Annotated in this window: 11 protein-coding genes and 1 pseudogene; 7 read left to right on the forward strand and 5 right to left on the reverse strand. The window is 57.6% G+C overall.

Translation table 11 applies throughout. The features are described from left to right. The first annotated feature begins 99 nt into the window (after positions 1-99). From ACCW71_RS18910 to ACCW71_RS18925, 4 genes are all read left to right on the forward strand, one after another. Positions 100-1,386, forward strand: a complete 1,287-nt coding sequence (locus ACCW71_RS18910) for an HAAAP family serine/threonine permease (RefSeq protein WP_436374060.1) — start codon at positions 100-102, stop codon at positions 1,384-1,386. Positions 1,387-1,656: 270 nt separating this feature from the next. Next, on the forward strand, positions 1,657-2,754 hold the full coding sequence (locus ACCW71_RS18915) for an ABC transporter substrate-binding protein (RefSeq protein ID WP_436374062.1): 1,098 nt from the start codon (positions 1,657-1,659) through the stop codon (positions 2,752-2,754). 299 nt (positions 2,755-3,053) lie between these two features. Beyond that, entirely contained in the window at positions 3,054-3,503 is a 450-nt protein-coding gene (locus ACCW71_RS18920) for an RcnB family protein (RefSeq protein WP_436374064.1), read from the forward strand. A 105-nt stretch (positions 3,504-3,608) separates the two neighbouring features. Then, positions 3,609-4,445 carry a Cof-type HAD-IIB family hydrolase gene (locus tag ACCW71_RS18925; RefSeq protein ID WP_436374066.1) on the forward strand — a complete coding sequence of 279 codons (837 nt, stop codon included), beginning with the start codon at positions 3,609-3,611 and terminating at the stop codon, positions 4,443-4,445. A gap of 9 nt (positions 4,446-4,454) precedes the next feature. Here ACCW71_RS18925 and ACCW71_RS18930 read toward each other — a convergent pair whose 3' ends face one another. Further along, on the reverse strand, positions 4,455-5,603 hold the full coding sequence (locus tag ACCW71_RS18930; RefSeq protein WP_436374068.1) for an iron-containing alcohol dehydrogenase: 1,149 nt from the start codon (positions 5,601-5,603) through the stop codon (positions 4,455-4,457). A 292-nt stretch (positions 5,604-5,895) separates the two neighbouring features. Here ACCW71_RS18930 and gntT point away from each other — a divergent pair, with 292 nt between their 5' ends. Continuing rightward, positions 5,896-7,212, forward strand: coding sequence for a gluconate transporter (gene gntT / locus ACCW71_RS18935; RefSeq protein ID WP_436374070.1), 1,317 nt, complete (start codon positions 5,896-5,898; stop codon positions 7,210-7,212). 38 nt (positions 7,213-7,250) lie between these two features. On the opposite strand, the pseudogene ACCW71_RS18940 reads toward gntT, so the two are convergent. From ACCW71_RS18940 to ACCW71_RS18950, 3 genes and pseudogenes are all read right to left on the reverse strand, one after another. Beyond that, positions 7,251-8,338 (reverse strand): annotated as a pseudogene (locus tag ACCW71_RS18940) (malate/lactate/ureidoglycolate dehydrogenase). Between the two features lie 130 nt (positions 8,339-8,468). Next, positions 8,469-8,714, reverse strand: a complete 246-nt coding sequence (locus ACCW71_RS18945) for a hypothetical protein (protein ID WP_150012361.1) — start codon at positions 8,712-8,714, stop codon at positions 8,469-8,471. Between the two features lie 372 nt (positions 8,715-9,086). After that, positions 9,087-9,293 carry a hypothetical protein gene (locus tag ACCW71_RS18950; protein WP_436374072.1) on the reverse strand — a complete coding sequence of 69 codons (207 nt, stop codon included), beginning with the start codon at positions 9,291-9,293 and terminating at the stop codon, positions 9,087-9,089. Between the two features lie 713 nt (positions 9,294-10,006). Here ACCW71_RS18950 and cspE point away from each other — a divergent pair. Together cspE and ACCW71_RS18960 are read left to right on the forward strand one after the other, a co-directional pair. Continuing rightward, the gene (cspE, locus tag ACCW71_RS18955; protein WP_006118399.1) at positions 10,007-10,216 is read left to right on the forward strand and encodes a transcription antiterminator/RNA stability regulator CspE; all 210 of its coding nucleotides are present in this window, start codon (positions 10,007-10,009) and stop codon (positions 10,214-10,216) included. Positions 10,217-10,442: 226 nt separating this feature from the next. Further along, positions 10,443-10,874: an N-acetyltransferase family protein gene (locus ACCW71_RS18960; RefSeq protein ID WP_436374074.1), complete on the forward strand. Its 432-nt coding sequence runs from the start codon at positions 10,443-10,445 to the stop codon at positions 10,872-10,874. Here the strand turns inward: ACCW71_RS18960 and ACCW71_RS18965 are convergent. Further along, entirely contained in the window at positions 10,852-12,210 is a 1,359-nt protein-coding gene (locus tag ACCW71_RS18965) for an aminotransferase class I/II-fold pyridoxal phosphate-dependent enzyme (RefSeq protein WP_436374076.1), read from the reverse strand. The genes ACCW71_RS18960 and ACCW71_RS18965 overlap by 23 nt on opposite strands. Positions 12,211-12,240 lie beyond the last annotated feature (30 nt).

Below are 12,240 nucleotides of genomic sequence, written 5' to 3' on the forward strand. Positions count from 1 at the left end.
TGACCCGGTTGCGACTGCGGCGGAGCGCCGGGCGCAAAAGCTCTGTTTTTGCCCGCCTGACGGCTCAGGTTACTGGCGGCTTTTAACACGGAATATCTGATGAAAACCACGCAAACTGGCACGCTGGGCGCGCTTGAGAGTGATGTCGATACGGGATGGCGTAAAACCGATACCCTGTGGATGCTGGGACTTTATGGCACCGCGATTGGGGCCGGGGTGCTGTTCCTGCCGATCAATGCCGGAGTGGGCGGCCTGATCCCGCTGATCATTATGGCGGTGCTGGCGTTTCCACTGACTTTCTATGCGCACCGCGCCCTGACCCGCTTTGTGCTCTCCGGCAAAAATCCCACCGGGGACATTACCGATGTGGTGGAGGAGCATTTCGGCGTCGGGGCGGGCAAGCTGATTACGCTGCTCTACTTCTTCGCCATCTACCCGATTCTACTGATGTACAGCGTCGCCATCACCAATACGGTGCAGAGCCTGATGGTGAATCAGCTCGGGCTGGTGCCGCCGCCGCGTGCGCTGCTGTCACTGCTGCTGATTGTGGGCCTGATGGCGATTGTGCGTTTCGGCGAGACGATGATCGTTAAAGCGATGAGCGTGCTGGTCTATCCGTTTGTGGCGGTTCTGCTGCTGCTGTCCTGCTATCTGATCCCGCACTGGCACGGTGCCGCGCTCTCGACCCTGAGCCTGCAACCGGCGGGCAGCAATCTCTGGATGACGCTGTGGCTGGCGATTCCGGTGATGGTCTTCTCTTTCAACCACTCGCCAATTATCTCCTCTTTTGCGCTGGCAAAGCGCGAAGAGTATGGCGCGGCGGCAGAGAAGAAGTGTTCACGCATTCTGGCCTGTGCGCACCTGATGATGGTGGCGACGGTGATGTTCTTTGTCTTCAGCTGCGTGCTGAGCCTGTCACCGGCGGATCTGCACGCCGCCAAAGCGCAAAACATCACCATTCTTTCCTATCTGGCGAACCATTTTCAGGTGCCGGTCATCGCCTGGCTGGGTCCGCTGATTGCGGTGGTGGCGATCACCAAATCGTTTCTCGGTCACTATCTCGGCGCGCGGGAAGGATTCAACGGCATCGTTAATAAAGCGCTGCGCAGTCGTGGCAAAGCGATTGCGCCTGCCAGACTGAATCGCCTGACGGCGTTGTTTATGCTGCTGACCACCTGGCTGGTCGCCACGCTGGACCCCAATATCCTCGGCATGATTGAGACACTCGGCGGACCGGTGATTGCGATGATCCTGTTCCTGATGCCAATGTATGCCATTCAGAAAGTCCCGGCGATGCGGCGCTACAGCGGTAAGATCAGTAACCTGTTTGTGGTGCTGATCGGCCTGATCGCCATCTCCGCCATCTTCTACTCGCTGGTAAGCTAAGCGCGCGGGGCAGGGCGCATCTCAGTCTGATTGAGATGCGCTTGCCCGTCTGCTGTTCAGGGTAAACCGCACTACTCCGCTGAGTAACAGCGCGGCCGACGCTGTCGCGCCCCCGCCATCCCGTCACGTCTTTTCCCGCTACCAGGCCAGAGGACAGGGTAATAGCCACGCCAGGCTGACGTATCTGGTTAGCAACTTTTACACCTGTTACGAATTTGCATGGTAGAGTTAACGCGAATAATTATTATTTCTTTATTGGGCTGGAGAAACATGAAAACCGGGATCTTTGCTGCTGCCACACTGTTATTGTCGACCGCCTGCGCGGCGACCACCTATCCGGTCACGGTGACCGATCTGGATGGACAGACCATCACGCTGCAAAAGGAGCCGCAGCATCTGATTTTGCAGGATGGGCGCGATGTGATGGCGCTGGCGTTACTCGATCGCCATAACCCGTTTCAGCGGGTTGTGGCCTGGAACAACCTGCCGAAAAAGCAGGATACCCGGACCTGGGATTTACTGAAGCAGCGCTGGCCGCAGGCAACAGATATCGTCGATATGGGCTTTAACGATCAGGGACAGGTTAATCTGGAGAGCGTGCTGGCGAAGCAGCCCGATATGATGATTGCCCAGCTGCGCGCCAAACCGGCGCTGACGCAATCGGGCGTGCTCGCCACCCTGAAAAATCTGCATATTCCGGTGCTGTTCCTCGACGATGAACTCCACCCGAAAGAGAACACCCTGAAGAGCGTTACTCTGCTCGGTAAGGTGCTGAACCGCGAAGGCGAGGCGAAGGAGTACGCCGATTTCTATCAGCAGCGCTGGCAGCATATCCAGCAGAAGCTGGCGCAGGTCTCACACAAGCCGACGGTGTTTATTGAGCCGATTGCCGGTAACAGCGACAGCTGCTGCTTTACCCACGGTCACAACGGCTGGGGCGCGCTGGTGGAAGCGGTCGGCGGCAAAAATATCGGCTCCGCGCTGCTGCCCGGCAGCTCAGGCTTTGTTTCGCTGGAGAAGATTATCGCCATGAAGCCGGATGTCTACATCATGACCGGCTCGAAGCGTCCGAACAGCAACGTGCTGCCGTTGGGTTATGGTGCCAGCCAGCCCGACGTGACCGCCACCTTTAACCGTCTGCTCAGCCGTACCGGCCTCTCCCAGATCGCCCCGGTGAAACAGCAGCGGGTCTATGGCGTCTATCACCATTTTTATAATCACCCTTACAACATCATTGGCATGGAGATTCTGGCGAAAGATCTCTACCCCGAAACGTTCAGCGACCTCGACCCCACCGCGGATTACCACCACATCGTCACCCGCTTTACCGGGTTACCTGACGCGCCGGTGATCCTCAGCACGCCTTAATCACCGGGTGCTGATGTCAGGGTGCCAGCCTGCACCCTGACGTCACCCGCCTGGCGCACACTCTCTAGCGCTGACTCTGTTAATCCGTTGACCTGTTTGCGCATTGATCCGCTGCGCAAAACCTCAGGTTTTCGTCAGGAAAATATAAAGATGATGACAAAGGTTAAGAAAGCGCTAAGCAAGCGTAATTCTCTGTAAGTATCGGGATTTTAAGAATTTTAGAGATGCCTCACCGGCGGATTGTTGCCATGATGCCGGTCAGCGGTGACTGAATAGCCGTGATTTTCGGAGGCAGTACCATGAAAAAAACAACATTAACGCTTATCGCTTCACTTTTGACATGCAGCACGCTCTTTTCCCAGGCCAGCCTGGCCGACGATCACCATGACGATCGCCATCAGCCCTGGCAGCAGCAGAATGACCATCGTCAGGCTGACAATCACGATCGCGATCGTAACCAGAATCACCCTCGTGATAATCACCGTCATGACGAAGATAAAAATCGCCACGACAGGGAGCGGCGCAGCGATCGCGACCACTTCGCCTGGCAGGGACACGATTTCCGCCGCGGCCACCCGATCCCGCAGGAATATCGCGGCGACCGCTACCGCGTTGCCAACTGGCATGAACGTGGGCTGCCTGAACCGCCGCGCGGCGAGCACTGGGCTAACATTGACGGCAACTATGTGCTTATCGCCGCCGCAACCGGGGTGATCACCTCGCTGGTGCTGGGCAACGCCTTTAACTGATTGCCGGCGGGAGGGCTGTGCGCCTCCCGCTTTCTTTCCGTTTTGCCGCATCAGCGACTATCCTGTCATTCCACTCTCAACATCCCTCGCGGGTAAGGAGTCATGATGACGATGGTTAAGATGATTGCGGTAGATATGGACGGGACTTTCCTGGATGACAACAAGCAGTACAACCGATCCCGCTTTCTCGCCTGCTATCAGCAACTCACCGCGCGTGACATCAAATTTGTTGTCGCCAGCGGTAATCAGTACTACCAGCTCAAATCCTTCTTCCCGGAAATCGCCAGCGATATTGCCTTTGTGGCGGAGAATGGCGCCTGGATTATCGATCGTGACGAGGAGCTGTTCTGCGGCGCTTTCTCCCGCCATGACGTCGAGGGGGTGATTGACACCCTGGAAAACGGTGACTATCCGGGCCTGCGTTACCTGCTGTGTGGACGCGAGAGCGCTTACTACTTTGAGGGCATGGAAGAGACCTGGCTGAAGAAGATGCGCCATTACTGCCACCGGCTGAAGCCGATTCATCATCTGGATGACACTCAGGATGATCGGCTGTTCAAGCTGGCACTGAATCTCTCGGATGAGGCTATCGGGCCATTAATGGCCGACATTGAACGGCTGCACCAGGGCCGGGTCGCGGCGACCTCCAGCGGCCACGGCTCGGTGGATCTGATCGTGCCGGGAAATCATAAAGCCCACGGTCTCGATCTGCTGGCGCGGCGCTGGGGAATTGAGCACCACCAGGTGCTGGCGTTTGGCGACGGCGGAAACGATCTGGAGATGCTGAAGCAGTCCGGTTTCAGCTTTGCCATGAGCAATGCGCCGCAGCGGGTCAAAGAGGCTGCGCGCTACCAGGCGCCGTCGAACAACGAGCAGGGCGTACTTCAGGTGATTGAGCAACTGCTGGCGGGTGAGGGGCCTTTCGCCTCCTCACCCACGTAACGCTTCCGCTTAATCGGTCAGAGGCCAGGCCTGCGCGATCAGCCTCTGCATCTCTGCGCGACTGTAGTTCACCAGCGAATTTTTGCTGTTGGCCCGCGCCACGATCCACTCCACCCCGGCGTGGCTCAGCGCCGGGCCATCCTGCCAGAACGGCAGGATCGCCTGCTGTTGCAGCCACTGCCGCAGAAACCGCGCCGGGGAGTCAGTCGGCTCACTGAACAGCTGCGCGTGCAGTTCCGCCATCAGCGTGCGCTGCTGCGGCTGCTCGCTGTCGGCCAGCAACTCCAGGAACGGAAACAGCAGACGGCCACACACCTCGCCGTGGTGAAACGGTTTTATCGCCCCCAGCTCTCCGGCGATGCCGTGGATCACCCCCAGTCCGGCGCTGCTGAGCGTGACGCCGCCCAGCCATGACGCCATCATCATCGCCTCACGCGCCTGATCGCCCGCCGCATCTTCGCGATTCAGCGCAGGCCAGGCCTGAATAAACTGACGCATACCGGTCAGCGCCAGCTGCCGGGTGAACAGGTTGCCTTTGCTTGAGAGATAGGCTTCAAACAGGTGGGTGAAGGCGTCAATGGCGCAGGTCGCCAGCACCCGGTCGGGCGCGCCTTTCAGCAGATCAGGGTCAAGAATCGCCACCTGCGGCACAAAAACCGGATGGCGCAGTGAGGCTTTGATCTTAATCTCATGCTGATCGGTAACCACCGCATTCTGCGTCACTTCGCTGCCGGTGCCGGCGGTGGTCGGGATGGCGATCAGCGGCAGCGTGACCGGCTGCACCGGCGTATCGCCCACCTTTTCCAGATAGCGGGCGGTGGGCAGCGGATGCTGCACCATCGCGCTGAACGCTTTCGCCGCATCCAGCACGCTGCCACCGCCAATCGCCACCACCCGATCCACATGACCGCGCCAGCGTGTTACCCAGCCATCAATCTCCGCCGGTGAGGCTTCATGACTGACAATCTCATAGCCGAGAATATGGTCGTTAAGCGCGGTTTTCAGCCGGGCATAGGCCGGGCCCTGCAAAAAGGATTGTCCGCAAAACAGCAGGGTAGGCTGGGATCGGGCTGCCAGCAACGGCACCAGCTTATCCAGGCTGCCGCGCCCAAAGAGGGTTTGTTGATTACCATACAGCTCACACAGATTCTCGCTCACCAGCGCATCCTTTAACATTTTCGCTAAAATCTGAGTGTAACGAAAACCGCGCCGCCCGCACTGCCAAACTTTCTGATAACGCCCAGGTAAAAAGTTGATCACCTTCGCAAAACAGAAATTCACCGCCGCCGGGGTGGTGCTTTCCTGCGGATGTTACCCTTAACATGTTATCGGTAACAGCCGTTGTCCGAATGTGTAAACATCTTTCAGGCGCACTGTTTCGTAGCCCTCCGGGGATCATGATAACAACCCGGCACTGAACCTCGTTTGGTGCGCAAGGTGGAGAAAACCTATGCCATTACTCTATGTAGCGATCGGCGTCGCGTTACTGCTGCTGCTGATGATTCGCTTTAAGCTTAATGGATTTATCGCGCTGATCCTGGTGGCGCTGGCGGTCGGTGTGATGCAGGGCATGCCGGTCAATAAAGTCATTACCTCAATTAAAACGGGCGTCGGTGGCACGCTGGGCAGCCTGGCGCTGATCATGGGCTTCGGCGCGATGCTCGGTAAGTTGCTGGCTGACTGCGGCGGTGCGCAGCGCATCGCCACGACCCTGATTGAAAAGTTCGGCACCCGCTACATTCAGTGGGCGCTGGTGCTGACCGGGTTTATCGTCGGTTTCGCGCTGTTCTATGAAGTGGGCTTTGTGCTGATGCTGCCGCTGGTGTTCAGCGTCGCCGCCTCCGCGCGGGTGCCGCTGCTCTATGTCGGGGTGCCAATGGCCGCGGCGCTCTCGGTTACGCACGGATTTTTACCGCCCCATCCTGGCCCGACGGCGATTGCGACGCTGTTTAACGCCGATATGGGGAAAACCCTGCTGTTTGGGACTCTGCTGGGGATCCCGACAGTCATCCTCGCCGGTCCGGTCTATGCCCGTTTCCTGAAAGGGATTGATAAACCGATTCCGCAGGGGCTCTATAACCCGAAAACCTTTACCGAAGCGGAGATGCCGGGCTTTGGCGTCAGCGTCTGGACCGCGCTGGTGCCGGTGGTGCTGATGGCGCTGCGTGCCGTGGCGGAGATGCTGCTGCCGAAAGGCCACGCGCTGCTGCCCTACGCGGAGTTCTTCGGCGACCCGGTGATGGCGACCCTGATTGCCGTGCTGATTGCGATCTTTACCTTTGGTCTGAATCGCGGTCGCAGCATGGAGCAGGTGATGGACACGCTGACCGACTCGATCAAAATCATCGCCATGATGCTGTTGATCATCGGCGGCGGCGGAGCCTTTAAACAGGTGCTGGTCGACAGCGGCGTGGATAAATATATCGCCAGTATGATGCACTCGACTCAGCTCTCACCGATCTTTATGGCGTGGTCGATTGCGGCGGTACTGCGTATCGCACTGGGTTCCGCTACGGTGGCGGCGATCACCGCGGGTGGCATCGTCGCCCCGCTGATTGTGACCAGTGGCGCCAGCCCGGAACTGATGGTGATTGCCGTGGGCTCCGGCAGCGTGATCTTCTCACACGTCAACGACCCTGGCTTCTGGCTGTTTAAAGAGTATTTCAACCTGACGATTGGCGAAACGATTCGCTCCTGGTCGGCGCTGGAAACCATTATTTCGCTGTGCGGGCTGGTGGGTTGTCTGCTGCTCTCCTGGGTGATCTGACGACGTGCCGCTGGCACCCCTGCCAGCGGCACAGAATTTTAACCGGCTTCCGCCCGCGCGCTGAAGCGGTTCAGCGCCGCCTCTGACATCCCCGCCTGGCGCGCCGCCTGACAAATCTGCTGCCAGCTGACGCTGTCCAGCGGGATCCCCTGGCGCGTACGTTTTTCACGATTGGCCGCTTCCCACTCTCCCGGCACCTGAACCGGCGCATCACCCGCGGGTGGTGAGGCTTTCACCCAGCTGATAAAGGCTTCCGCTTCCTGCTGCATCGCCGGGGCGTCAAAGGCCGCCGGATCAAGGATGAGAGTGGTCATGTTGTTAAAGATGGCGTCATGGCTGCTCTGTAGCGTCGCCTGATGGTAGTACGGCCGCCCGACAGCGCACCCCCGAGAATTTCGCACAGCGTGGCAAGCGCGTAGCCCTTATGCAGACCAAAGGGCAGCAGGGCACCATAAGGCGGCTGATGCATTACGCCAGGATCGACGCTGGGCTCTCCCTGGGCGTCGATCAGGTAGCCGGGGGCCATCGGCAGATCCTGGTTCCAGGCTACCCGGGTTTTACCGTAGGCGACGCCGCTGGTGGCGAAGTCGAGCAGCAGCGGGCTGGCATTGTGTCGCGGGAAGATGGCGCAGAAGGGATTGGTGCCAAACCGGCGATCGCTGCCGCCAGCCGGGGCCACCATCGGATCACCCATCACGTTGACGAAGTGAAAAGAGATAAACCCTGCCGCCGCGCACTGCTCAGCCCAGTGACCAATACGTCCGATATGGTGGGCGTGATGCAGGCCGACCGCCGCGAGGCCCAGCGTGCGGGCGCGTTCAATCCCCAGCGTCATCGCCTCCCAGGCCGCCACCTGACCGAATCCCTGATGCGCGTTGAGCGTCACTACCGCCCCCGCGTCCTTCTCCAGCGTCGGACGCTGGTTCAGCCGCAGATGGCCCTGACGCAGCGAGTTCATGTAGCTGGGGATCATGCCGACGCCGTGTGAATCATGACCGGCGAGATTGGCCGCCACCAGATGATCCGCCACCCGCAGTGCCTCTTCGGGCGCGCTGCCGGCGGCGATCCAGATCGCCTGCACAAACTGATGCAGATCGGGGGCGGCAAAATGTAATAGCCTGCTCATGTGATGCTCCTTTTCCAGATGAGAGAGAGACCTATCCTGCGACGAAAAAGGAGAAAGAGGAATCACCCGTGCAATGAAAAGGGCCGCGAGAGGCGGCCCGGTAGGTCAGGAACGGCTGCGGTGACGCGCCTCAGTGCGGCGGTTCAAATCCCGCTTTGACCATCTGCTCCCGCAGTGCCCGCGCAATCTCCCGATTGCCGCCGGTCACCGGATAGATGACATTATTCACCACATCATCAAGGTAGTGCTCTTCAAACTCCTGCATCGTGAGTTGAGTGCCGCCTTCATCGTTGATGGCGAAAGAACCTTTGATGTGATTACCGCTGTTTTTCGCCTTGAGGCTGTAGCGGCCCATACTGGTATTAATCGTGCTCATAAGATCTCCTCGCGACTGATCTTCAATCTCATCACTATTGAGGCCTGCCTTGCCGCCTAAATTTTAGCCAGGCGTGTTCTGTAAAACGAAAAAAGTGAGCCGCTAAAGCCAGGTGTTGCGATCGCTCTCTCAGAATGAGAATAAAAGCCAAAATGGGTGAACTTATGACCAGTTGATCACCCACTGAAGCGGCAGCGTGTGATTTCCTGTCTATACTGCTAACAGGAAAACGTTTAACGGGAGAAGGAAATGAAAATTATTCTGTGGATTATTGCGATTATCTTTATTGTCGGCCTGCTGACCCTGACCGGGGTGTTTAAGCTGATCTTCTGATGTTGCGTTAAAGTTATCAATTGCCATATAGCGGGCACCTCAGTCGGGTGCCCGCAGTGCTTTCTGGCGGCTTAATAAGTAGTGCGTCAGCGGGTCCATCACCGTGTTGGGCAACAAATCCTGTGACCTGAGCTGTTTTTTACAGCAGGCGCAGCAGGCACCGTGAAAATGGCGTCGTCCGTCGTGATAATCGGTAAACATGAACCGGCCACTTCCGCACTGACCGCAGCGAATCTTCATCACCATCTTAGTTTCACTCCTCCCTTTAATACGCATCCGCAAATGCCTGCTCCTGCTTGATTAAGAATGGCTTATCTATTGCAAGACAATATTATTTCATTTAACGCTAAGAAAAGTAGTGTCATATGACCCTTTTTGTTTGCTTCCCGATGCTGATTAATCCCTAAAAACAACTTCATTGATCTGCATCAATATTTTGTCTGTTTATCGCCGAAATATCGGCTGATACCCTGCTATCACTGGGGCGAGGGGTAGGCGAATCGCAATTGTTGTGCAAGCAGAAGCGGAGCGCGGGCAGGTGAAAAGGGCGGTTCAATCGCGGTTAACGGGCCAGAGTGGTAAAACTGGCCGTGGCGAGAGAATAAAAACCGCGATGAAGGTGAGCGCTGAAGGCAGAAAATGACCCGATCTGGCCCGCGCCAGTGGCAGCCGCAACCGAAATGCGTCTGAGTAAGATTTTTCGATTCAATCTTAGTGCTGTTACATGATAATCCAGGAAAAATGACGCCTTTCCAGCAGGTTAGCAAAAAGAGGGGAAGATTGCCGTGGTACAAAAACAGCGCGTTTGTGCAAGGTGAAAAGCAGGAAAGTGTGATGGAGACGCCTAAAGTCGATATTTATCACTTTTTCAACAAATCATACTGGACAAATGCCTCCGCAATTGCTGTACTAGATGCCGACACAGTTTAGTGTCCATTTTTCATGTAAAGGTAATATAGATGTCTAAGATCAAAGGTAACGTTAAGTGGTTTAATGAATCTAAAGGATTCGGTTTCATTACTCCTGAAGATGGCAGCAAAGATGTATTCGTACATTTCTCTGCAATCCAGAGCAACGGCTTCAAAACTCTGGCTGAAGGTCAGCGCGTTGAGTTTGAAATCACCGACGGCGCGAAAGGCCCATCTGCTGCTAACGTTATCAGTCTGTAAGTTAACAGTCAGAATTCTAAAAACCCGCCTGATGGCGGGTTTTTTTATGTCTGCGATCTGCACGTTTTCCTCTCACCCGCCTCGCTTTGCCTCGCGGTTTTGCCGCACAAACTGCGCGACGCTTCACAATAAATTCTCGTAACATAATTATAACAATCAAACAGGCAGCTTTTTTGCCGCCAGCGCTATATAACTGTGCGACAGGACCCGTGACCGAGGAGGCAGGATGAAGATACGTCAGGCAGAGTTAAGAGACAGTTTCGCGTTGAGTGCATTGCTGAATGAGCTGGGCTATGGCGGCACTGAAGGTTTTATTGAGCAGCGGCTGGCGCAGCTGTGCAGCGATCCCAGTGAAGCGCTGCTGGTCGCCGAGCATGGCAGCCAGGTGCTGGGCTTCCTCTCCCTGCATTTCATCCCTCAGCTGGCGCTGGCCGGTGATTTTGCGCGTATCAGCTATTTCTGCATCGCGGAGGGTGAGCGCAGTAAAGGCGTCGGGCAGCAGCTGATTCAGCACGCTGAAGCCCTGGCAACCCAACGCGGCTGCGATCGCATGGAAGTTCACTGCCATCAGTCACGGATCAAAGCCAATCAGTTCTACGCCCGGGAAGGCTATGTGGAGTCACCCTGCTATCACGTTAAAGATCTGCCAGCGAGTTAGCTTCGCGCCCGGAAGCGAGCACCAGCGCGTCGGCAATCATCTCCCGCTGATCCTCCCGCAGGCTGGCGATACTGACACGAATAAACTGCGTATTGCCGAGCCGGCAGCGTTCGCCCGGCAGGACGGCAATGCCGCGTGCGGCCAGGGTAATCATGGCAAACTGCTCTGAAGCGACCGGAATATAGAGACTGAGTCCGTCGCGCAGCGGCAGAACCAGGCCACGCGCCGCCAGCGCCGCCACAAGCTGCTGACGACGCACGCGATAGCAATCACGCGCGGTGGCGATCTGCCGCTGCGTCGCCTCATCCTCCAGCAACCACGCCACCGCGTCCTGCAATAGCCGGCTGGTCCAGCTGACGCCAAAGTTACGCCAGGACTGAATGCGCTTCACCATAACGGCGGTGGCGGAGAGCACCGCCAGCCGCAGATCCGGTCCATAGGCTTTAGAGAACGAACGCACATGCAGCGTGCGATCGGGATAGACACTCCCCATGCTCCAGCTCGCCTCAGCAGAGAGATCGCCAATGCCATCATCTTCGACAATCAGCGTATGAGGGCTCTGCGCCAGCACCGCTGCCAGCGCCTGACGCCGCGCCACACTGATGCTGTTGCCGGTGGCGGAATGGGTACGCGGCTGGTAAATCAGCATCACCGGCGCGCGCTCCAGCAGGGCGCTGAGGAGTTCAGGCAGCGGCCCCTCGGCGTCACAGGCCAGCGGCAGGATCTCGGCCCCTACGTTATCCAGCATATCGAGCAGGCGGGTGGCGGTGGGATCCTCAATAATCACCTGATCCCCTGGTGAAACCAGCGTCTGCACCAGCAGGTTCATCGCGTCAAAGCCGCCATCTGTCGCCAGAAAGGCTTCTGCCGCATAGGGCCAGCGCGGGGTTATCGCCTGGCGCAGCGGCGCGGAGATGGCTTCACGGCTATAGCTGTTGAGCTGCGGCGAACGCAGGGCGGCCTGAAGCGCGCCGTGCAGATCGGGCAGCAGGGCAGGGTCGGGCGCGGCCAGCGCGAGATCGGCCCGGATGTTGTCGCCATAGTTGCCGATTTTCTCGAAGCGAATCGGCCGCGGCATCGCCGTGTTGCCGCTCACCCAGACGCCGCTGCGTCCTTTACCCGCCAGCACTTTCTGCTTCCGCAACTGCGACCAGGCAGCGGAAACGGTTGCCGGGCTGATGCCCAGCCGCTCCGCAATCTCCCGTACCGCTGGCATCTGCATACCCACGGCAATCTGGCCATCACGGATCAGCACGGAGGCTGTCTGCGCAATGCCTTTCACCGAAGGCGTTTTTATCTGGCTACAAAACCATTCCGGGTCAACGTGATCGGTCATAAGAAAATACTTTGTTCAGTAACAAATTAA

Source organism: Pantoea sp. C2G6 (assembly GCF_051336815.1).
Classification (GTDB): domain Bacteria; phylum Pseudomonadota; class Gammaproteobacteria; order Enterobacterales; family Enterobacteriaceae; genus Pantoea.

What these genes read in the sequence shown, in the direction of transcription:
- ACCW71_RS18910 (WP_436374060.1), top strand. Translation starts at nt 100, where the DNA reads ATGAAAACCACGCAAACTGGCACGCTGGGCGCGCTTGAGAGTGATGTC.
- ACCW71_RS18915 (WP_436374062.1), top strand. Translation starts at nt 1,657, where the DNA reads ATGAAAACCGGGATCTTTGCTGCTGCCACACTGTTATTGTCGACCGCC.
- ACCW71_RS18920 (WP_436374064.1), top strand. Translation starts at nt 3,054, where the DNA reads ATGAAAAAAACAACATTAACGCTTATCGCTTCACTTTTGACATGCAGC.
- ACCW71_RS18925 (WP_436374066.1), top strand. Translation starts at nt 3,609, where the DNA reads ATGACGATGGTTAAGATGATTGCGGTAGATATGGACGGGACTTTCCTG.
- gntT (WP_436374070.1), top strand. Translation starts at nt 5,896, where the DNA reads ATGCCATTACTCTATGTAGCGATCGGCGTCGCGTTACTGCTGCTGCTG.
- ACCW71_RS18945 (WP_150012361.1), bottom strand. Translation starts at nt 8,714, where the DNA reads ATGAGCACGATTAATACCAGTATGGGCCGCTACAGCCTCAAGGCGAAA.
- ACCW71_RS18950 (WP_436374072.1), bottom strand. Translation starts at nt 9,293, where the DNA reads ATGGTGATGAAGATTCGCTGCGGTCAGTGCGGAAGTGGCCGGTTCATG.
- cspE (WP_006118399.1), top strand. Translation starts at nt 10,007, where the DNA reads ATGTCTAAGATCAAAGGTAACGTTAAGTGGTTTAATGAATCTAAAGGA.
- ACCW71_RS18960 (WP_436374074.1), top strand. Translation starts at nt 10,443, where the DNA reads ATGAAGATACGTCAGGCAGAGTTAAGAGACAGTTTCGCGTTGAGTGCA.
- ACCW71_RS18965 (WP_436374076.1), bottom strand. Translation starts at nt 12,210, where the DNA reads ATGACCGATCACGTTGACCCGGAATGGTTTTGTAGCCAGATAAAAACG.